Source organism: Glycomyces sp. NPDC046736, assembly GCF_040645615.1.
In the GTDB taxonomy this organism is placed as follows: Bacteria; Actinomycetota; Actinomycetes; order Mycobacteriales; family Micromonosporaceae; genus Glycomyces.
On record NZ_JBEYYO010000007.1, the window covers coordinates 120,258 to 140,913 of the forward strand.

Consider the following 20,656-nt stretch of genomic DNA (forward strand, 5'->3'; position numbering starts at 1 on the left):
AACAGCGACCGAAGACTGACAGAGACCGATATCCGACAGCAGACGCGCGGGAGGCCCTCCTTCCGCGCGTCTCCTTCTCCCACAAGCGAAAACGACCCGTTCGGGGGTCCCGGAATGTCGTACCCCGGCAATAAAATCGAAGGGTGCCCGACTCTCCGACCGCCCCGCGGACCCGCACCCCGCGCGCGCTGATCCTCCCCGCGACCGCCCTCCTGTGGGCCGCCGCGATCGTGTGGATGGCCGCCGACGCGGGCACCGCCTGCGCGAGCGGAGACTGCGGGCCCGCCGAACTCATCGCCCAGACCCACCAGCTCTTCGTGCCCGTGCTCCTCGGCGGACCGGTCGCCATGCTCGCCGCCGGCGTCGCCCTCAGCCCGCCCGGCAAGCGCTACCGGCCCGCCTGGTACCTGCTCGTGGTCATCTGGTTCTGCGTCCCGCCGGGCCTCCTGCTCGACGCCATCGCCTCGACCATCGCCCACACCAACTCGCCCGAGCCGCTCTCCGACGTCGACCGCACCGCCGCCACGCTGAAACTCACCGTGGCCGGAGCGGCCGCCGTCCTCGCGCCCGCGGCGCTGGCGGTCGTGACGTATCGGCGCGGGTACCAGACCTATGCGAGGGTCCTCGGCGCGGTGACGATCGCGACGGCAGTGTGGTTCACCGTCCAGGCCTGCTCGCCGCCGGTCTAAGCCGGGTCGGTCGGTTCGGCCGCTTCGAGCGCGGCCTCGCTCGCCTCGGGGCTGGTCACTTCGGGACTGGTTACTTCGGACGGCTCCTCCGCGGGCTCCTTCGGCTCGTCCTTCACCGGCATCGGGAACGTCTGCGCGGCCCGCAGACCCTGCTGCACCAGTTCGTATCCGATTGGCAGCGCGGCCGCGTCGGGCAGGTCGAGGTCGAGTCCGAGGTCGTCGGCCAGGCCGCCCTGCTTGCCGAGCTTGACGACCACCGGGTGCTGGGACCGGTTGGGCGCGTAGCACCACTTGGGGGAGGCCAGGCCGAAGTCGCGGGCGATCATCATGGCCGCCACGGCCGCCGGGCCGTCGATGAGCATCGCGGTCGAGCGCACCGCGGCGGTGAAGATCGCCGCGGCCATCGCGCCGATCGCGGCCCCGCCCAGGCGCGACACGAGCGCTTCGGGGGTGCGCTTGAAGCCGCGGTTGAACGCCACGTGGTCGCGCAGCGCGGAGATCCGGCCCATCCAAGCCGAGTCGAACACCGAGCCGCCCGGGGCGTGCAGCTGCGGGAGGTAGGAGGTGATGTCCTCCTTGGCGATGTACGCGCACACCCCGACCGCCGCGGTGGACGCGCCCGCGCCGATGCCCGACACCAGCAGCAGGTCCGCGCCCGCGTCGATCGCGCTGTCGGCGCTCTCTCGGCCCAGTCGCAGCGCCGCGTCGAGTTCGGTCTCGTCCAGCAGCGGGCCTTCGACCCCGGTGCTCGCTCCGGTGCGGACCACCGTGACCGGCAGCGAGGACCGCGAGGCCTGCTCGGCGAGCGTGCCCTCGCCGCGTTCGAGGGCCGCGGCCTGCGCCTGGACCGGGGCGTAGTCGCCGGAGTCCCAGCCGGCGGGGTACTCCCCGGCGAACAGGAGCATCCGCGGGGACGTGAACGGGATCGGGGCGTCGGTGGCCTGCATGCGGGCGGCCCAGCCGACGGCGGCGCCGAGCCTGCCGAGGCCGGCGCCTTCGATGAGCGCGTCCTGGAGCCGCGCGTTCGCGCGGGTCGTCCACACTCCGTTGGGGAACTTCGCTTTCAGGTCGGCGAGGGGCCCGGCGTCGGTCGTCTGTGTCACGGCACAAGGCTAGCGCGAGAGCGGTGGGGCACAATTGCCAAGTGACCACCATCGAGTTCGCCAAGGGCCACGGCACCGGCAACGACTTCGTGATCGTCCCCGACCTGGAGGACGCCCTTCCGCTGAAGGACGCCCAGGTGGCGGCCCTGTGCGACCGCCGCTTCGGCATCGGCGGCGACGGCCTGCTGCGCGTGGTGCCCTCCGAGGACCCGGCCGCGGCCTATTTCATGGACTACCGCAACGCCGACGGCTCGATCGCCGAGATGTGCGGCAACGGCGTGCGCGTCTTCGTGCGCTACCTCCTGGAGCAGGGCCTCGCCGAGGGCCCGGTCGTGCCGCTCGCCACGCGCGGTGGCATCAAGACCGTGCACGTCGAGGGCGACGAGCTGCGCGTCGACATGGGCCCGGCCGAGTTCGGGCCCGCTTCGCAAGCCTCGCTCGACGGTTTCGAGTGGCCCGGCCAGGCCGTCTCGATGGGCAACCCGCACCTGGTGGTCCAGCTCGGCGACGAGACCGAGCTCGAACACCTGGAGCTGTTCCACCAGCCGCGCTACGACACGACCGTCTTCCCCGAGGGCGTCAACGTCGAGTTCGTGACCGGCTCCGCGCCTCACGTGCGCATGCGCGTCCACGAAAGGGGCGTGGGCGAGACCGCCTCCTGCGGCACCGGCGCCTGCGCGGTCGGCGCGGTGGCCCTGCGCCACGCGGGCCAGGACACCGGCACCTGCCGAGTCGACGTCCCCGGCGGCACCCTCACCGTCACGGTCACCGACGAGACGCTGTTTCTCGCGGGCCCGGCAGTGATCGTCGCAGAAGGCACCTTCCGCCTCTAACCGAAAGAAAGGGCCCCGACGCATTCGCGTCGGGGCCCGCTCGCTTTCGCCTCGCTCAGCGCATGACCTGCTTCACCGCTGCCGCCACCGCCGGGGCCACGTTCGGGTCGAACACGCTCGGCACGATGTAGGTGGCGTTGACCTTCTCGGAGCCGACGCAGTCGGCGATCGCGGTCGCCGCGGCCACCGCCGCGTCGTCGTTCCAGCCTCGCGCCTGCGCGTCCAGGAGCCCCCGGAACACGCCCGGGAACGCGAGCACGTTGTTGATCTGGTTCGGCTGGTCCGAACGCCCGGTCGCCACGATCGCCGCGTACCGCGCCGCCTCGGTCGGGCTGATCTCCGGGTCCGGGTTGGCCAGCGCGAAGACGATCGGGTCCTTGGCCATCTTCGCCACGTCGGAGCCCTTGAGGATGTTCGGCGCGCTCACCCCGATGAACACGTCCGAGCCCTCGACCGCGCCGGCCAGGTCCCCGGAGTAGTCGTGCTTGTTGAAGTGCTCGCCGAGCCACTTCCAGGTCTCGTTGTCGCAGTCGAGCTTGGAGTGCAGCGCCCCGTCGCGGTCGACGGGGATGATGTCGCCGATCCCGGCCTTCTCCAGCAGCCGCATGATCGCCGTCCCGGCCGCGCCGCAGCCGACCACGGTCGCCCGCACGTCGGCGAAGTCCTTGCCGACCACCCGCAGCGCGTTCGTGAGCGCGGCGAGCACCACGATCGCGGTGCCGTGCTGGTCGTCGTGGAACACCGGGATGTCGAGCCGTTCGCGCAGCCGCGCCTCGATCTCGAAGCAGCGCGGCGCGGCGATGTCCTCGAGATTGATCCCGCCGTACGTGGGCGCGAGCGCCGCCACGATGTCCACGATCTCGTCGGTGTCCTGCGTGTCCAGGCACACCGGCCACGCGTCCACGTCGCCGAACTTCTTGAACAGCGCCGCCTTGCCCTCCATGACCGGCATCGCCGCGGCGGGCCCGATGTTGCCCAGGCCCAGCACGGCCGAGCCGTCGGTGACGACCGCGACGGTGTTGCGCTTGATCGTCAGCCGCCTGGCGTCGTCGGGGTTCTCGGCGATCGCCATGCACACGCGGGCCACGCCGGGGGTGTACGCCATGGACAGGTCGTCGCGGTTGCGCAGCGGCACCTTCGGGGTGACCTCGATCTTGCCGCCGAGGTGCATGAGGAAGGTCCGGTCCGAGACCTTCTTCACGTCGAAGTCGGGCATCGCCTCGAGGATGTTCGTGACCTGCTCGGCGTGCGCGGCGTCGGAGGTGTCGCAGGTGAGGTCGACGGTCATGCGCTTGTTGTCGGAGCCCACGACGTCGAGTGCGGTCACGATCGCGCCCGCCTGACCGACCACGGTGGCGAGGCGTCCGGCCGCGCCCGGGTCGGCCGACAGGGCCAGTCGCACCGTGATGGAGAACCCGGCGCTGGGTAGACGCGCTGCACTCATGCTGCTCCTCGATTTGTCGACTTCGTTGAAGACGCGTTGTGGGATGTCGCCAATAATGCCACCGCCCGCCCGGGGTCCGCTCGTCCCGGGGTCTGGGAATCGGGTGCGCCACTGGAGCGCGGAGCCGCCATGGTGAAGCCCGTCAATATCGGTTCGCGGTTGTCACCTGCGCGTGTCAAGCTTGAGGCAATGCACCGAGAACACATTGACACCCACGAGGACTTCCCGTCCGCCGGCTCCCCCTCGACCGGGGAGCTCGACCTGGAGGCCCGCCAGGCGCTGCGGCGCGTGGCCGGGGTCGCCTCCACCGAACTCGAAGACGTCACCGACGCCGAGTACCGCCGCCTCCGCCTGGAGCGCGTGGTCCTGGTCGGCGTGTGGACCGAAGGCACGATCGGCGACGCCGAGAACTCGCTCGCCGAGCTCGCGCAGCTGGCCGAGACCGCCGGTTCCGAGGTCGTCGACGGCCTCATCCAGCGCCGCAGCAAGCCCGACGCGGGGACCTTCATCGGCTCCGGCAAGGTCAAAGAGGTCAAGGAGACCGTCGAAGCGCTCGGCGCCGACACAGTGATCGCCGACGGCGAGCTCTCGCCGGGCCAGCTCATCGCGCTGGAGAAGGCCATCAACGTCAAGGTCATCGACCGCACCGCGCTGATCCTCGACATCTTCGCCCAGCACGCCAAGAGCTCCGAAGGCAAGGCCCAAGTCGAGCTCGCGCAGCTCCAGTACCTGCTGCCGCGCCTGCGCGGCTGGGGCGACGCCATGAGCCGCCAGGGCGGTTCCAACGGCGGCGTGGGCCTGAGGGGCCCCGGTGAGACCAAGCTGGAGACCGACCGCCGCCGCATCCGCGCGAAGGTCGCCAAGCTCCGCCGCGACCTCGCCAAGCTCACCGTCACCCGCGAGACCAAGCGCGACTCGCGCACCCGCAACCGCGTCCCCGGGGTCGCGATCGCCGGGTACACGAACGCGGGCAAGTCGAGCCTGCTCAACGCCCTCACCGGCGCGGGCATCCTGGTCCAGGACGCCCTGTTCGCCACCCTCGACACCTCGACGCGGCGCTCGCGCACCGCCGAGGGCCGCGAGTACACCGTCACCGACACGGTCGGGTTCGTCCGCCACCTCCCGCACGCGCTGGTGGAGGCGTTCCGCTCGACCCTGGAGGAGGTCGCCGAGGCCGATCTCATCGTCCACGTCATCGACGGCGCCCACCCCGACCCGCTCGGCCAGGCCGAAGCGGTGCGCGAGGTGCTCGCCGAGGTCGGCGCCGAGGAGATCCCCGAGCTGATCGTGGTCAACAAGCTCGACCTGATCGACCCGGACGACCTGCTCCAGCTGCGCTCGGACTGGCCCGACGCGGTGTTCGTCTCCGCGCACTCGGGCGAGGGCATCGACAAGCTGCGCGCCGCCATCGAGCAGGCGCTCCCGCAGGCCAGCGTCACGCTCACCGTGTGCGTGCCCTACGTCCGCGGCGACCTGGTCTCGCGCCTGCGTTCGCGCGGCGAGGTCCTGACGACCGAGCACCGAGGTGACGGCACCGTGATCACCGCCCGCGTCGACGAGGCATTGGCCGGTGAATTGCGAGCGTTCGTCCTGGAAACCGACTGAATGGCAGTGGTCCTGAACATGTCTCATGGGGGTCCCGCCGCCTACACGGCGTGTTCTGGAACACTTGCGTGATGCGAGAGCGCCGTGTGGGCCGATTGGCCCTGCCCGCGCGGGTCGTCGCCGGGGTCGTAGGTGTGCTCGCCCTGGCAGCGACCGCGTCCCCTGTGCATGCCCAGGACGAGGAGTCCGGCGGTGGCACCGTGCTGTGCAATCTGCACGACGTGCAGAGCCCCGCCGGGATCACCTCCGCCGGTGACGACGGCTGGTGGATCGTCTCCTCCCGGAACGGCCAGGACACCACGCTCTCGGTCGACCGGGTCGGCGAGGACTGCTCCGCCCGCCGCGACGACGAGGCGTGGATCGAGCACCAGCCGCTGGACCCGCAGGGGCTGTTCTTCGATTCCCAAGGCGGCCAGTACCTCTGGGTCGGCGACATCGGCGGCGCGACCGACCGCGACTGGATCACCCTCAACCAGCTCGACCTGGGCGACCTCGGCAACAGCGCCTTCTGGCGGTACGTCTTCCCCGGCTCCTCCAAAGAGGTCGAGTCGTTCATCCTGCTTCCCGGTGAGGGGAAGCACCCCCTGTTCTTCACCTCCGAGAACGGCAAGTCCACCCTCTTCTCCACCAGCGTCGCGAACCAGGAGTACGACACCCCCCTCGAAGAGGTCGGCACCGCCGAGCTCTCCGAAGGCGGTTCGGTCACCGGCGCGGCCCTGAACGCCGACGCCACCAAGATCGCCCTGCGCACCGAGAACGCCGTCTACGAGTGGACGGTCGAAGGCGGCGACGTGGTCGCCGCGATCACCGGCACCGCCCCCACGGTCACCCCGATCACCGCCGAAGGCACCGCGCAGGACGTCGCCTACGACGCCGAAGGCAACTTCCACGTCCTCTCGGCCACCGGCGGCGACGACGGAACATACGGCACCATCACCTCCTACGCCCCCGCCGCCCCGGCCCCGGCCGACGACGCCCCCGCGAGCGACGAGGAGACCCAGGCAGCCGAGAAGGCCGGCCCGAGCCTGCTCGACCGCATCCTGGGCCTGGGCTTCGACACCATCATCAAGATCCTGGCCGGGATCGCGATCCTCGGCATGTTCACGATGGTCATGGGCATCGTGGTGATCCGCAAGCACCGCAAGGCCCATGCGGCGGCCGTCGCCGACGAGGAGTCCGACGAACTCGGCTTCGCCGCCGAGGAACCGGCCTTCGGGCGCGACGACGAACCGTTCATGCCCCGCGACGACGACCCGATCGACCTCGGCATCGAGTCCGGCCAACCGGACCCCGACCTCGGCCAGGTCGCCCGCGGCAACGTCTACGGCGGCGCCCGCCCCGAGCCCACCGGGAACGTCTACGGCGCGCAGCCCGAACGCACCGGCAACGTCTACGGCGGCGCCCGCCCCGAGCCCGCCGGGAACGTCTACGGCGCCCGCCCGGCCGAACCGGTCGGCGGCGGTGTCTACGGCGGCCCCCGCCGCGACATGGCCCCACCGCCTCCCCAAGGCGGCGTCTACGGCGCGGCCCGCGAGGAACCCCAGTACGGCGCGTTCGAAGGCGGCGGCCACGGCAGCGTCTACGACAACGGCTCCGGCCAGTTCTTCACCGTCCGGCCCGAGCCCGGCGGCGCCGCGAACAACCACGGTTCCCGCCCCGAACCCACCGGCAACGTCTACGGCGCCCGCCCCGCGGGCGGCGCGGTCTACGGCGGCGGTTCGGGCCAGGGCTTCGCCGACCGCCCCGCGAATGCGGGACGGCCCCCTGAATCCGACGAAGGCTATTGGGGTCCGCCCGGGAACGGCCCGCGGGGAAACGGCCCGAGGAACAACGGTTCGACCTACGGCGCCAACGGCGGCGGTTCCACCTACGGGGGATCCACGTACGGCCGGGGACGCTGAGCCGCGGGGTTCGAACTACGACGGGGGAGTAGCCGGGGCTCGCGCCCCGGGCACCGCGACGTTTCGGAGCGGAACGCTCAAATCTTCCGGAGGACGGCCACGACTCGGCCGAGGATCTCGGCCTGGCTGGCGTCGATCGGGTCGTACAGGGCGTTGGCCGGGAGAAGCCACGGCTTCCCGTTCTTGCGCTTCCAGGTCTTCACGGTGGCCTCGCCGTCGATCATAGCGGCCACGATCTCGCCGTTGAGCGCGTCGGGCTGCTGGCGCACGACCACCCAGTCGCCGTCGGTGATGGCCGCTTCGACCATCGAGTCGCCCTTGACGCGCAGCAGGAAGTGCACGCCCTCGCCCACGAACTCCGCGGGCAGCGGCATGACGTCGTAATCGCGCTCCTCGGCCAGGATCGGCTGCCCGGCGGCGATCTCGCCGACCATCGGCACGTACCGCGGCCGCGGGTGCTGCGAGCAGGTCTGGACCCCGCCCGGCGTGGACTGGCGCACCCCCACCGCACGCGGCCGACCGGCCAGGCGGTTGAGGTAGCCCTTGCGTTCGAGCTGCTTCATTTGGTAGGCCACCGACGAGGCCGAGGCGAGCCCGACCTCCGCGCCGATCTCGCGGACGCTGGGCGGGTACCCCTTGTTGTTGATGAACTCCTCGATGTACTCGAGGACTTGCTGCTGCCGACGCGTCAACTTGCGCGTTTTCGCTCGGGCTGTGGTGGTCTCGCTGGCCACAGGAGGCTCCTGTAAGACAAATGGGACGGTATGTCTGATTCCGACAATGTAACTCAGGTGCGGTGTCAAGTCAAACATTCGTGCGACGTCGGCGTGTCGCCGCGCTGGTCGGAATGTGTTTCGCCGCAGGTTCACCCGTACGGGTGAACGATACTCCGCCGCAAGGTGGTTCACTGGAGCCCGCCCCCGAACTCCTCCATGATCACGGCGAATCGCGCTGCGCTATCCTTGCACTAGATCTTGTGGTTTGTTGTATCGTCTCTCACTAGGTGTTGGGGTTTGTGTGCCGCTCGGTACGGGTACCGGCAGACTGTCCCAAGGTGCGGCATCCCGACACCGGCTGAGGCGCCGCCGGACCTGAAGAGACGATGGCACTAGAAGGAGACTAGCGATGCGTTGCCCTTACTGTCGCCATCCCGACAGCCGCGTGGTCGACTCGCGCGACGCCGACGACGGCAAGCTCATCCGCCGCCGCAGGGTCTGCCAGGAGTGCGAGAAGCGCTTCACCACGGTCGAGGAGTCCATCCTGGCCATCGTCAAGCGAAGCGGCGCGACCGAACCCTTCAGTCGCAGCAAGGTCGCCAGCGGCGTCCTCAAGGCCTGCCAGGGCCGCCCGGTCAACGCCGACGACGTGGCGAAACTGGCGCAGGCGGTCGAGGACGAGATCCGCTCCAGGGGCGTGGCCGAGGTCAACAGCAACGAGGTCGGCCTGGCCATCCTCGGGCCGCTGCGCCAGCTCGACGAGGTCGCCTACCTGCGCTTCGCCAGCGTCTACCGCGGTTTCGAGTCGCTCGAGGACTTCGAGGCCGCCATCGCGCAGCTGCGCGAAGAGCACGCCGCCCGGGACGCCGGGCAATGAACGCCGCACGGCACACGCCGTAGAACACCAGTACGATTCCCGCACGACCAGGCATGAGCAGACAGGGGCGAGACATGCCGAAGACCACCAAGGCCGCCACAGGCGCCGCCAAGACCATCGCGAACCGTCCGCAGGCCAAGGGCCTCAAGGTGGAGCGCGTCTTCACCACCGACGGCGTCCACCCGTACGACGAAGTCAAATGGGAGTCGCGCGACGTCGTGATGACCAACTGGCGCGACGGCTCGATCAACTTCGAGCAGCGCGGCGTGGAGTTCCCGGAGTTCTGGAGCCAGAACGCCACCCAGATCGTGACCTCGAAGTACTTCCGCGGCGCCGTGGGCACCCCGCAGCGCGAGACCGGCCTCAAGCAGGTCATCGACCGCGTCGTGCAGGCCTACCACCTCGCGGGGGAGAAGTACGGCTACTTCGCCACCGCCGAGGACGCCCAGATCTTCGCCGACGAGCTCACCTGGCTGCTGCTCCACCAGTACTTCAGCTTCAACTCCCCGGTCTGGTTCAACGTCGGCACCGCCGCGCCGCAGCAGGTCTCGGCCTGCTTCATCCTCAGCGTGGACGACACCATGGAGTCGATCCTCGACTGGTACAAGGAAGAGGGCATGATCTTCAAGGGCGGCTCGGGCGCCGGGATCAACCTCTCCAAGATCCGCTCCTCGGCCGAGCTCCTCTCCTCGGGCGGCAACGCCTCGGGCCCGATCAGCTTCATGCGCGGGGCCGACGCCTCGGCGGGCACCATCAAGTCCGGCGGCGCGACCCGCCGGGCCGCCAAGATGGTCGTCCTCGACGTCGAGCACCCCGACATCGAGGCGTTCATCGACACCAAGGCCCGCGAAGAGGACAAGATCCGGGCCCTGCGCGACGCCGGGTTCGACGTCGACCTCGGCGGCGAGGACATGTTCTCGGTCCAGTACCAGAACGCCAACAACTCGGTCCGCGTCTCCGACACCTTCATGAAGGCCGTCGAGGACGGCACCGACTACGCGCTCACCGCACGCCTGACCGGCGAGGAGATCGGCCGCCGCGACGCCCGCGAGGTCTTCCGCCGCATGGCGCAGGCCGCGTGGGAGTGCGCCGACCCGGGCATCCAGTACGACGACGTCATCAACGCATGGCACACCAACCCGAACACCGACCGCATCTACGCGTCGAACCCGTGTTCGGAGTACATGAGCCTCGACGACTCCTCGTGCAACCTGGCGAGCCTGAACCTGATGAAGTTCCTCGGCGAGGACGGCTCGTTCGACGTCGACCGCTTCGTCAAGACCGTCGAGTTCGTCATCACGGCCATGGAGATCTCGATCTCCTTCGCGGACTTCCCGACCGAGAAGATCGGGCAGACCACCCGCGACTACCGCCAGCTCGGCATCGGGTACTCCAACCTCGGCGCCCTGCTCATGACCTCGGGCCACGCCTACGACTCCGAGGAGGGCCGCGCCCTCGCCGCCGCGGTCACCGCGCTCATGACCGGCGTGTCCTACCGCCGTTCGGCCGAGATCGCCGGGGCCGTTGGCCCCTACGCCGGGTACGAGCGCAACGCCGAACCGCACCAGCGGGTCATGGCCAAGCACGCCGCCGCGGCCGAGGCCGTGGCCACCTTCGGCGATGTGGACGCCACGGTGCTGGAGGCCGCGAAGGCCGAATGGACCCGCGGCAACGAGCTCGGGGCGCTCAACGGCTGGCGCAACGCGCAGGCCAGCGTGCTCGCGCCGACGGGCACGATCTCGTTCATGATGGACTGCGACACGACCGGCATCGAGCCGGACCTGGCGCTCGTCAAGCACAAGAAGCTCGTCGGCGGCGGCTCGATGGAGATCGTCAACCAGTCGGTGCCGCACGCGCTGGACCGCTTGGGCTACAAGCCCGAGGAGCGGGACGCGATCGTCGACTACATCGCCGACCACGGCCACGTCGTGGGCGCGCCCGGCCTGAGCGAGGACCACTACTCGGTGTTCGACTGCGCGATGGGCGAGCGGGCGATCTCGCCGATGGGCCACGTCAACATGATGGCCGCGGTGCAGCCGTTCCTGTCCGGGGCGATCTCCAAGACCGTGAACGTGCCCGAGTCGGCCACGATCGAGGACTTCGAGGAGATCTACTTCCAGGGCTGGAAGCTCGGCCTCAAGGCCCTCGCGGTCTACCGCGACAACTGCAAGGTGGGCCAGCCGCTCTCGGCCAAGAAGAAGGAGGTCGAGCAGGCGGTCGAGGCCGCAGTGGAGCAGGCCATCGCCACCGTCGAGGCTCACACTCCGGTGCGGCGCAAGCTTCCCAAGAAGCGCCCGAGCCAGACGATCTCGTTCTCGGTGGGCGGCGCGGAGGGCTACATGACCTCCTCGTCCTACCCCGACGACGGGCTCGGCGAGGTCTTCTTGAAGATGTCCAAGCAGGGCTCGACCCTCGCCGGCGTCATGGACGCGCTGTCGGTGTCGATCTCGATCGCGCTCCAGTACGGGGTGCCGCTGGAGAAGTACGTCGAGAAGTTCACCAACATGCGCTTCGAGCCCGCGGGGATGACCGACGACCCGGACATCCGGATGGCGTCTTCGCTGGTCGACTACATCTTCCGGCGTCTGGCGCTCGACTACCTGCCTTACGAGGAACGCGCCGCGATCGGCATCCTCACCACGGCCGAGCGCACCGCCGAGCTCAACGGCGAAGACCCGTCCAAGGTCTCCCAGCCCGAGGTCGACCTGGAGGCCCTCCGCGCCTCCGCCCCGATCGAGGTCAGCGAGGCCGTGACCGACCGCGCCCAGTCCGAGCAGGCCAAGGCCGAGCCCAAGCGCCTCGACATCCTCAACTCGGCCCAGACCCGCAGCGCGGACGCTCCGCTCTGCATGAACTGCGGCACCAAGATGCGCCCGGCGGGCTCCTGCTACGCCTGCGAAGGCTGCGGCGCCACCAGCGGTTGCAGCTAAACCCGCACAGCAATAACCAAAGCGGGGCCAGGAGCGAACCAGCTCCCGGTCCCGCTTTCGTTGTCCGGTTGTGGGGGTTGGGGTTCGGGCGGCGGCGACGACGAGGTGGGAGTGGGGCGGGGCTCTCAGTGGGCCCTCGGGGAGGCCGGGGTTGGGGTTTGGGCGGCGGCGACGACGAGGTGGGAGTGGGGCGGGGCTCTCAGTGGGCCCTCGGGGAGGCCGGGGTTGGGGTTTGGGCGGCGGCGACAACAGGGTGGGGGTTGGGTGGGGTTGTCGGCGGGTCTCGGGGAGTCCGGGGTTGGGGTTCGGGCGGCGGCGACGACGAGGTGAGAGCGGGTTGGGGTTGTCGGCGGGTCTCGGGGAGGCCGGGGTTGGGGTTTGGGCGGCGGCGACGACGAGGTGAGGGCGGGTTGGGGTTGTCGGCGGGTCTCGGGGAGTCCGGGGTTGGGGTTCGGGCGGCAGCGACGGCGGGGTGAGGGTGGGGCGGTGTTTGCGGCGAGGTGCGGCGGGCAGGGGGTTTGGCCCGGTCCCTTAGAAGGGGATCGGGCTGAGGGATTCGGTTTGTTGGGTGGGGAGCTTTGGGCTTTGCGGCGGGGGATCGGGTTGGTCGATGGTGAACCTTTTGCGGGTCTTGGCTTTTGATGCGAAGGCTTTTCGCCAGGCGTTCTCTGCTGCCAGGGAGTTGAGTTCGGATTTGAAGGCAGGGGAGAACTCTGCGGGTGTTAGGCCGGTGGCGAAGTCTGAGCTTCCTTTGTCTTCTGCCCATTCGGAGTCGAGGGTTCCCGATGGGGTGTGAGTGATCTTTGCTTTGCCTGGGCTGAGTTTCGACACTTCCCATTGGGCGGTGTGGATCCTGCCGTGGTGGAAGCGGCAGAGGAGGATCAGATTCTCGGCGTTCGTCTTTCCGCCGTCGATCCAGTGTTCTACGTGGTGTGCCTCGGTCCAGGAGACCGGGCTGGTGCAGCCGGACCAGGCGCAGCCGTTCTGTTCCAGTTCGAGCTTGCGGCGGAGGGCCGTGTTGGGGAGCCGTTCTTCTCGGCCCAGTTCGAGGACTTCGCCCTTGTCGTAGTCGAAGACCGCCGGGATGACACCGGCTTCGCAGGCGAGGTGACGGGCCTTGGACACTGCGACGGGCTTGCCCTCCAGGCGGGGCGTGCGCTCCGGGGCAGTGCTCAGGTCGATCTGGTTTCGCAGGACCTCTACGTCAGCGGTAAGCGTCAGGGTCGCTGTGTGGCCGTGGCGCTTCGGGGCCCTCGCGTCGACCCCGTAGGAGGTCAGCATTTGGTGCAGGGCCTCAGCGTTGCGGTTCGAGGCGGCGGGAAGGACGCCGTCTTCGTCGGCTTCGTCCTGGCGCGGCGGCGGGACCGCTGTGCGGAGCAGGTTCGCGAAGAGGGCCCCTGTGTCTGCGGTGAGGCGACCGTCGATGTCCCACATGCCGTCCGGGCGCTGGTTCACTTCGAGCCAGGCCAGGGACTGCTGGCTGAGGTCGTCCAGGAGCGCCTTGTCGTCGAGCAGGTTCGCGATGATCGTGTCGAGGTGGTCGCGCACTTCTGCGAAGGGAGCGTGGATGCAGTACTCCCGGATCAGTTCCTCCGGGGAAGCGCAGGTCTCGCCCGGGGTGAAGGGCGACTCCACGGGACCATCTGCGAAGGGCACTCTCGCGTACACGGCCATGCCTTCGCGCTCAAGGCGGCGGGAAGCATAGGCGACCGCCTCAAGCTGAGCTGAGCCCGAGAGGGCGGCCTCAGTGAGGGCCTTGAACTTCGGGGCCAGACGAGCCACTGAGGCGATGTCGCCCGCGACCGTGCGATGGAAGCTGAAGGACTCGCAGATCCAGTCCCGGATGCCCGAGAAGCCGTCACGGGACTTGTGGAGACCGGCTGAGGTGTAGGCGATGGTGGCCCTGAGGGCAGCGGCTTCGAGCTTGCGGGAGTGGCGGGCGAGGGCCGTCAATTCGGAGAGCAGGGACTCGATCTGCGGTGCCATGTGCCACCTCCCTAAGGCGAACTATTGCACTTAATTTGACTAACTGTTCGATATGTCAATGATGCCTCGGGGGGAAGGCTGGTGTCATCACCGAAGTGGGTAGAGAGTCCTCATGTTTGTGCCAACCCCCAACGCCCGCAACGAATCCGCCGCCAACGCAGCAGAGGCCGAAGGCCCGCCGACACACCCCACCCAACCTCCCACCTCTTCGTCGCTGCCGCCTGAACCCCGACCAAGTCCCACCCGCACCCCGCGAACCAACCCAGTCAGCGCCCCCACCCCTCCGCCGCCGCCGCCCGAACCCCAACCCCCACCGTCCCTCCAAATCCCCGTCGACTTTCCAGCACGACCGTGCTATTTTTCAGGAGTGCGCAAAGGAGAACTCACCCGCCAAGCCATCCTCGACGTAGCCGTCAGGATGGCCCGGTACAGCGGCCTGTCCGGTCTCACCATCGGCTCGCTCGCCGCCGCCGCCGACATGTCGAAATCAGGCCTCTACGCGCACTTCAAGTCCAAAGAAGCGCTCCAGCTCGCCTGCATGGAGCGCAATTCCGAGCAGTTCCGGGACGAGGTCTTCCGGCCCGCGCTCGCCAAGCCGCGCGGTGTCACCCGCCTTCAGGCGCTCATGGAGCACTGGATGGCCTGGTACTCGCGTCCCGGCGGGTGCCTGTTCCTCGCCGCCGCCGCCGAGTTCGATGATCTTCCGGGGCCGTTGCACGACCTCATGGTCGCTGAGCAGCGGCAGATGATCGACTCCCTCGCCCGCATCGCCACCACCGCGGTCGAGGCGGGGGAGCTCGACGAAGACACCGACGTCTTCCAAGTCGCCCAAGAGGTCTTCGGCATCCTCCTGTCCTACAACTGGATGAGCCGCATCCTCTCCTATCCCGACGCCTCCGAACGAACTTGGACGGCGTTCAACCGGCTGATCGACAGTCACGCCACCAGCCTCTGACCAGGAAGGCAACACTCATGGCCGCCAACTCCCAGGCCCCCGTCGTGAAGAAGAAAAGCACGACCGTTCGTGCCCCTTGGTACGTGCGCACCGGGTTCGCCGCCGCCGAGCACATCGCGCCCGGCCCCGCCGCCAAGCTCCTGTGCGAGCTCTGGTTCCGCCTCCCCGGCGGCCCCGACAAGCGCCTGCGCGGCGACGCCCCCGCCGGGTCCACCGTGTTCGAGCTCGAATGCCTCGGGACCAACGTGTGGGGCTACGACTGGGGCGAAGGGCCCCTCGTCTACCTCGTCCACGGCTGGGGCGGCTCCACCGGCGACTTCAAGTTCATCTCCGCGAACCTCGTGGCCGCCGGTTACCGCGTGGTCGCCTTCGACTCCCCGAGCCACGGCAACTCAGGCCCCGGCCCCTGGGGCGACCGCCACTCCAACGGCCTCCACCTCATCGAAGCCATGTCCAAGGTCGCCGAGAAGTTCGGCACCCCCTACGGCGTGGTCGCCCACTCCATGGGCTGCATTTCCTCCCTCCACGGCCTGACCATGAACGGCGTCGACCTCGACGAGCTGCGCCTGGCCATGCTCGCCCCGTTCATCGGCGGCGTCGAGGGCTTCGCCGACACCATCGGCGCGATCGTCCCGGTCGGCCCCCGCATGCTCAAGCGCCTCGTGCCCCTCGGCGAAGCCAAGGCCGGCATCAAACTCGAGGACTTCTCCCTCAACGGCCTCGACGTCAACGCCGAGGCCCTCATCGTCCACGACCGCGGCGACCGCCCCAACCCGTTCCGCCACGGCGAGGGGCTCGCCGCCGCCTGGCCGGGCAGCGACCTCATGGCCACCACCGGCCTGGGCCACCGCAAGGTCCTCGCCAACTCGGCCGTCAACAGCCGCATCACGCAGTTCTTCAACCAAGGACGGTAAGACGAAGCGGGGGCCGGATCGAAAGATCCGGCCCCCGCTGCTCAGCGCTTCTTAACCTTCGTAGTGGATCGTCAAACGAGTCCACGCACCGATGTTGATGTAGGTCCCATCGCCGACCGGGACCTCCACGTTCGGCGCCAGCGGCTCGTCGGAACCGTTGAGGAACGTCCCGTTCGAGGAACCGACGTCCATGATCGTCCACGACCCGTCCGGCTTGGCGTACAGCCGCGCGTGCTGCGCGCTCACACCAGGGTCGGCCACGTCGCCCGACAAGTCGATGTCCGGGGTGACGCCGCGCTTGGCGCTGTAGCGGCCGATCGTCAGCTCGCCCTTGTCGAGCGGGAAGCGGCGCGGCTTCGCGAACGACGGGTACTGGAGCTGCGAGGCCCCGTCCGAGGCCGCGACCTTGTTGAAGTACCCCTGGTCCGCGGTGACCGCGACGCCCCAGCGGGTCGCCGACTGCCCGGGAGGGGCGTAGTTCGAAGCCAGGTCGCTCGGCTGCGCGTCCGGCATCGAGAACCCGCCGGTCGGCGAAGCCGAAGGCGGCGCGGACGTCGGAGCGCCGAACGGCGCGGCCGGCACACCCGGAGGCGGTCCGGGCGGAGCCGAGGTCGGCGCGGCCCCGTAGGCCTGCTGCGCGTACGGGTCCTGCCCGTAGCCGCCGCCCTGAGGCTGCCCGTACGGGTCCTGCTGTTGCGGCTGCCCGTAAGGGTCCTGGCCGTAGCCCTGCTGCGGCTGTGACTGCCCGTAGGGGTCTTGCCCATACCCCTGCTGGGGCTGCTGCCCGTAAGGGTCCTGCGGCTGCGACTGCCCGTACGGGTCCTGCTGTTGCGGCTGGCCGTAAGGGTCCTGGCCGTAGCCCTGCTGCGGCTGTGACTGCCCGTAGGGGTCCTGCCCGTAACCCTGCTGGGGCTGCTGCCCGTAAGGGTCCTGCGGCTGCGACTGCCCGTAAGGATCCTGTCCATAGCCCTGCTGGGGCTGCTGCTGCCCGTACGGGTCCTGCTGCTGCGGCTGGCCATAGGGATCTTGGCCGTACCCCTGCTGCTGGCCCCCGTAAGGGTCCTGCTGCGGCTGCCCGTACGGGTCGTTCGGGGCGTAGCCCTGCCCGAAGGCCGGCGACTGCGGGGGCTGGCCTTGCTGCCACGCCGGGTTGGGCGTTCCGCACTGCTCGCAGAACTGTGCCTGCGGAAACGCTCCGCACGCGCACTGGTACCCGCCCGGCTGTGGGGCACCGCCGTAGGTCGGCTGGTAGGTCAAGGTCGTCCCCCTCCAAGCATTTGGGTGTACTCGGCCTCGCTGACGACACCGAGCAGCGGGGCGGTCTCGTCACCCTGGACCGGAGCGTCCTGGTCGGCGCTCTCGCGAGCGCGTTCGTCGACCTGGACCGAACCGGGGGATTCGAGTTCCACCACCGCGACACTGATGTTGTCATGCCCGCCGTTGGCGAGCGCTTGTCGTGTCAACGCTACCGCCTTGTCGCCAACGCCGCCCTCCGGCAGTGGCAGAAGGTCGCCATCGTCATTGAAGTAACGCGACAGGCCATCGCTGCACACTACGACATGCCCGCCTCCCAGATCGACGCGGAGGAGGTTCGGATTGAGCGTCGGGGCGTCCGCGCCGAGCCACGCGAGCAGGGCTTTCGCGTACGGATTCTTGTACCGCTCGTCGTCGGGTGCCACGCCCTGATACTCCAGGCGGGCCTGGATCGTGTCGTCCACCGTGAGGCATCTCGCCTCCTTCTCCCCGGCCCAGTACGCCCGCGAGTCGCCCACCCAGCACAGGATCGCCTGGTTCCCCTCGACGACCACCGACACGAACGTCGAGGACGGCGGCGAGTTCGGGTACTGCTTGCCCACCGCGGCGACCGCCGAGTGCGCCGCGGCCACGCCGCGCCGGGACGCGTCCTCGGCCGAGAGGCCCTCGCCGAGAGCGGCGCGGATCTCTGTGACGGCCGCCTCCACCCCTGCGAGTGAAGCCCGCTCGGAGTCCGACGCGCCCGAGACGCCGTCGCAGACCACGGCGATCTTGCGCCCGTCGTCGGCCAGCGCGATCGCGATCGAGTCCTGGTTGTAGTGGTGCCGGTGCCCCACGTCGGTGGCCGCGCCGATGCCCGGCAGCAGGAACGACGTGTGGTCGTCGGAGCCGCCGGGGTGGTTCGGGTTCTCCTCGGCGGCGGCCGAGGACAGCCACGCGGCCGCTTCGGCCTGGACGGCGAACTCTTCGAGGTCGCCGCCGCAGTCCTCGCAGTAGCGGCCGAGGTCGGCGGCGAGTCCGCATGCGGTGCACCGCTTCGCGGCTCCCATGGTCGGTGAGGGCTGCATGTGGCTCCTTCGCTACAGCATCGTGCGGGGGCGGTGGCGGTTGGCCAGGTCGAAGTAGTACACCTGGTCCTCTCTGCGGGTGCAGGCGTGGGCGAGGTCCCTATAGGCCCGCTCCAGCGCGAATCGCAGTTCTCGCTCCTCGGGCTGCGCCCCGAAGACGCGCGGTTCGTGGGCGGGCCCGGTGCGCTGCACGGTCTCCAGCGCGAGGTGGAGGATCCGGGTGGACACCAGGTGCCTGCGCCGCGGTTCGAGTTTGAGCTCGTCGAGGCGCCCGGCCATGTGGTGCATGTCCAGCAGCGACGGCGGCGAGGTGCGCGAGTGCAGGGCGGTCTGGATGGCCGCGGTCTGCGCGATCCCGTACTGCGCGGAGGTCTTGGGGACCTGGTGGAGGGTGGAGATCGCGTCGGTGGAGTTGCCTTCGAGGTCGAGCAGGCGCGCCCGCCCGTACGCGGCGGAGACGAACCGGTGGTCGCAGGTCCAGATCCGCGTGTAGTGCGGCAGCGCGAGGTCGCGGCGCCCCGCGAGTTCGGCGCACGCGGCGAGCGCGAGCCGGGGCGCGAACTCTCCGGGGAGGTGCGAGTAGACCGCGTCGAAGTGCGCCGCGGCGGTGTGGAAGTCGCCCGCCAGCAGCGAGATGAGGGCCCGCATCCACGTGACCTGCCACGTGTTGCCCTCGCGCTGCGCGAACTGGTCGAGCGCGGCGGCGGCCTGGTGGAGGTCCCCGGCGTTGACCAGGGTCTGGACGCGGCGCATCTGCACTTCGGGGCTCTGCCTGGGCGCGGAGTTGAGCTCGGCGAGGATGCCGCCGGCGTCGGTGGCCTGGAGGGTCGCCAGGAACGCGGCCATCGGATCGGAGAGGTCGATCATGGGCGTCGGCAGCGCGTGCGCGATGTCGAACGGGCTGCCCGCGGCGTGGATGTCGTATTCGACGTCCGGTTCGCCGAACACGGCCTGCTCGCCGGTGAACAGCGTGGACGGCTCGGACTTCGGCTCGCCCTTCTGCACCGACTGGACCTCGTGGAGCACGCCGCGCACTTGGGTGCGCATCTCGTCGGCGTCCTGGAACCGCGAGCGCGGGTCGAGGTGGGTCGCGCGCATGAGGAGCCGGTGGAAGGACCCGAACTCGGCGAACTGGGGGGCCTCGGCGACCGGCGGGAGCTTGTCGCGGTAGGTGCTGGTGAAGCCCTTGAAGTCGAGCGCGAGCACGGCCATGGAGCGGCCGATCGTGTACAGGTCGGAGGTCACCGACGGCCCGACCGAGATGATCTCGTCGTTGGGCACGGAGTACCCGGGGGTGCCGTAGATCGCCGACTCCATGTCCTCGACGTGCCTGACGGCCCCGAGGTCGATGAGCTTGAGCCAGGTCTCGACGTGGATCACGTTGTCGGGCTTGAAGTCGCAGAACAGCAGGCCGCGGTCGTGCAGGTAGGAGAACGCGGGGAGGAGCTCGGCGGTGTAGGTCAGGACCTGCTCCAGCGAGAGCGCGTGGCGTTCGCCCTGGTCGTCGACGGCGTCGCGGATGTCGCGCAGGGACTTCCCGGCGATGTATTCCATGACGATGTAGGACTGGAGCTGCCCCGAGCGCGGGTCGGCGGCGGTGACGAAGTCGTGGATGTCGACGACGTTGGGGTGGTCGATGCCGACCAGGAAGCGCCGCTCGTTGATGGCCGCTTCGATCGCGTCCTCGTCGGAGGTGTTGATCAGGCCTTTGATGACGACCCACCGCTGGGTGAGGTCGTCGGCGAAGTTCTTGTCGTTGGCGAGGTAGATCCACCCCAGCCCGCCGTGTGCGATGGCGCCGAGGACCTCGTACCGGTCGGAGAGGAGGTCGTCGGGCTGGAGCGCGGGCGTGAACCAGTACCTGGCCCGGCAGTAGGGGCAGAACCCTTCGACGCGGCCGCCGCGCCCGGCCTGCGGGCGCCCCACGGCCTTGCCGCACGAGGAGCAGAACCGCTTGTGCTCGGGCACCTGCGGGTTTTCCATGACCGCTTCGGCGGGGTCGCGCGGGGGGATCGGCGGCATGTCGGACAGGCCGCCTCTCTGGCGGGCGCTGGTGGTGGTGGACCTGGTGACGGGGCCGGTGATCGGCTGAGGGAGCGGCGCGGCGGGGGCCCGGTGGGGGGCGGGCGGCGGCGAGGGCACGGCGGCGGCGGGCGCGACCTGCTGCGAGTAGGGGTAGGCGGCGAGCGGCGGCGGGTTGGTGCCGGGGGGCCCGGGCACGGGTGGTGAGAACCCGGGTTGGGGCGGCACGGCGGGGGGCGTGTTGAGGCGCTTGCGCACGCGGAGGGTGTCGCTCTCCTCGCTGGCGGCGGGCTGCTGGCCTTGGCCGGGGAGGTACCGCTGGGTGTGTTCGGGCGGCTGCTGGTCGCTCATGGGGCTCCC

Annotated in this window: 15 protein-coding genes; 8 read left to right on the forward strand and 7 right to left on the reverse strand. The window is 69.7% G+C overall.

Annotated features, from left to right (window positions below):
* Nucleotides 1–143: 143 nt before the first annotated feature.
* A complete protein-coding gene (locus AB0B28_RS09600) occupies nt 144–689 on the forward strand; it encodes a hypothetical protein (protein ID WP_360119039.1) in 546 nt (181 codons plus the stop codon).
* Here AB0B28_RS09600 and AB0B28_RS09605 read toward each other — a convergent pair.
* Nucleotides 686–1,792, reverse strand: a complete 1,107-nt coding sequence (locus AB0B28_RS09605; RefSeq protein ID WP_360119041.1) for a nicotinate-nucleotide--dimethylbenzimidazole phosphoribosyltransferase — start codon at nt 1,790–1,792, stop codon at nt 686–688. The two genes, AB0B28_RS09600 and AB0B28_RS09605, sit on opposite strands and share 4 nt — an antisense overlap.
* Before the next feature lie 50 nt (nt 1,793–1,842).
* Between AB0B28_RS09605 and dapF the strand changes: the two genes are divergently transcribed.
* Nucleotides 1,843–2,625: a diaminopimelate epimerase gene (dapF, locus tag AB0B28_RS09610; protein WP_360119155.1), complete on the forward strand. Its 783-nt coding sequence runs from the start codon at nt 1,843–1,845 to the stop codon at nt 2,623–2,625.
* 55 nt (nt 2,626–2,680) lie between these two features.
* Here the strand turns inward: dapF and AB0B28_RS09615 are convergent, their stop codons facing one another.
* Nucleotides 2,681–4,069, reverse strand: coding sequence for an NAD-dependent malic enzyme (locus AB0B28_RS09615; protein ID WP_360119043.1), 1,389 nt, complete (start codon nt 4,067–4,069; stop codon nt 2,681–2,683).
* A 189-nt stretch (nt 4,070–4,258) separates the two neighbouring features.
* On the opposite strand from AB0B28_RS09615, the gene hflX reads away from it, so the two are divergent.
* The gene (hflX, locus tag AB0B28_RS09620) at nt 4,259–5,674 is read left to right on the forward strand and encodes a GTPase HflX (RefSeq protein ID WP_360119045.1); all 1,416 of its coding nucleotides are present in this window, start codon (nt 4,259–4,261) and stop codon (nt 5,672–5,674) included.
* A 71-nt stretch (nt 5,675–5,745) separates the two neighbouring features.
* Complete coding sequence (locus AB0B28_RS09625) at nt 5,746–7,575, forward strand: hypothetical protein (protein WP_360119047.1); 1,830 nt, start codon at nt 5,746–5,748, stop codon at nt 7,573–7,575.
* A 77-nt stretch (nt 7,576–7,652) separates the two neighbouring features.
* On the opposite strand, the gene lexA is transcribed toward AB0B28_RS09625, so the two are convergent.
* Nucleotides 7,653–8,309, reverse strand: coding sequence for a transcriptional repressor LexA (gene lexA, locus AB0B28_RS09630; protein ID WP_360119049.1), 657 nt, complete (start codon nt 8,307–8,309; stop codon nt 7,653–7,655).
* Between the two features lie 391 nt (nt 8,310–8,700).
* Between lexA and nrdR the strand changes: the two genes are divergently transcribed.
* Both nrdR and AB0B28_RS09640 read left to right on the forward strand, forming a co-directional pair.
* Nucleotides 8,701–9,168: a transcriptional regulator NrdR gene (gene nrdR, locus AB0B28_RS09635; protein WP_360119051.1), complete on the forward strand. Its 468-nt coding sequence runs from the start codon at nt 8,701–8,703 to the stop codon at nt 9,166–9,168.
* Nucleotides 9,169–9,242: 74 nt separating this feature from the next.
* Nucleotides 9,243–12,098, forward strand: a complete 2,856-nt coding sequence (locus AB0B28_RS09640; RefSeq protein ID WP_360119053.1) for a vitamin B12-dependent ribonucleotide reductase — start codon at nt 9,243–9,245, stop codon at nt 12,096–12,098.
* Between the two features lie 531 nt (nt 12,099–12,629).
* Here AB0B28_RS09640 and AB0B28_RS09645 read toward each other — a convergent pair.
* Entirely contained in the window at nt 12,630–14,084 is a 1,455-nt protein-coding gene (locus tag AB0B28_RS09645) for a DUF222 domain-containing protein (RefSeq protein ID WP_360119055.1), read from the reverse strand.
* 367 nt (nt 14,085–14,451) lie between these two features.
* Here AB0B28_RS09645 and AB0B28_RS09650 point away from each other — a divergent pair, with 367 nt between their 5' ends.
* Together AB0B28_RS09650 and AB0B28_RS09655 are read left to right on the forward strand one after the other, a co-directional pair.
* Nucleotides 14,452–15,039 carry a TetR/AcrR family transcriptional regulator gene (locus AB0B28_RS09650; RefSeq protein WP_360119057.1) on the forward strand — a complete coding sequence of 196 codons (588 nt, stop codon included), beginning with the start codon at nt 14,452–14,454 and terminating at the stop codon, nt 15,037–15,039.
* Between the two features lie 17 nt (nt 15,040–15,056).
* Nucleotides 15,057–15,953 (forward strand): alpha/beta fold hydrolase, encoded by an 897-nt coding sequence (locus tag AB0B28_RS09655; RefSeq protein ID WP_360119059.1) that lies wholly within the window; start codon nt 15,057–15,059, stop codon nt 15,951–15,953.
* A gap of 51 nt (nt 15,954–16,004) precedes the next feature.
* Here AB0B28_RS09655 and AB0B28_RS09660 read toward each other — a convergent pair whose 3' ends face one another.
* The 3 genes from AB0B28_RS09660 to AB0B28_RS09670 are packed head-to-tail and all read right to left on the reverse strand — an operon-like array spanning nt 16,005 to nt 20,647.
* Complete coding sequence (locus AB0B28_RS09660; protein WP_360119061.1) at nt 16,005–17,210, reverse strand: FHA domain-containing protein; 1,206 nt, start codon at nt 17,208–17,210, stop codon at nt 16,005–16,007.
* A complete protein-coding gene (locus AB0B28_RS09665) occupies nt 17,207–18,274 on the reverse strand; it encodes a PP2C family serine/threonine-protein phosphatase (protein ID WP_360119063.1) in 1,068 nt (355 codons plus the stop codon). Before AB0B28_RS09665 ends, AB0B28_RS09660 begins: the two co-directional genes overlap by 4 nt.
* Nucleotides 18,275–18,286: 12 nt before the next feature.
* Nucleotides 18,287–20,647 carry a tetratricopeptide repeat protein gene (locus AB0B28_RS09670; protein ID WP_360119065.1) on the reverse strand — a complete coding sequence of 787 codons (2,361 nt, stop codon included), beginning with the start codon at nt 20,645–20,647 and terminating at the stop codon, nt 18,287–18,289.
* Between the last annotated feature and the right edge of the window lie 9 nt (nt 20,648–20,656).

Bases quoted from the DNA above. Each gene is read 5' to 3' on its own strand.
- AB0B28_RS09615 (WP_360119043.1), bottom strand. From the start codon at position 4,069: ATGAGTGCAGCGCGTCTACCCAGCGCCGGGTTCTCCATCACGGTGCGA.
- hflX (WP_360119045.1), top strand. From the start codon at position 4,259: ATGCACCGAGAACACATTGACACCCACGAGGACTTCCCGTCCGCCGGC.
- AB0B28_RS09625 (WP_360119047.1), top strand. From the start codon at position 5,746: ATGCGAGAGCGCCGTGTGGGCCGATTGGCCCTGCCCGCGCGGGTCGTC.
- nrdR (WP_360119051.1), top strand. From the start codon at position 8,701: ATGCGTTGCCCTTACTGTCGCCATCCCGACAGCCGCGTGGTCGACTCG.
- AB0B28_RS09640 (WP_360119053.1), top strand. From the start codon at position 9,243: ATGCCGAAGACCACCAAGGCCGCCACAGGCGCCGCCAAGACCATCGCG.
- AB0B28_RS09645 (WP_360119055.1), bottom strand. From the start codon at position 14,084: ATGGCACCGCAGATCGAGTCCCTGCTCTCCGAATTGACGGCCCTCGCC.
- AB0B28_RS09655 (WP_360119059.1), top strand. From the start codon at position 15,057: ATGGCCGCCAACTCCCAGGCCCCCGTCGTGAAGAAGAAAAGCACGACC.
- AB0B28_RS09665 (WP_360119063.1), bottom strand. From the start codon at position 18,274: ATGCAGCCCTCACCGACCATGGGAGCCGCGAAGCGGTGCACCGCATGC.
- AB0B28_RS09670 (WP_360119065.1), bottom strand. From the start codon at position 20,647: ATGAGCGACCAGCAGCCGCCCGAACACACCCAGCGGTACCTCCCCGGC.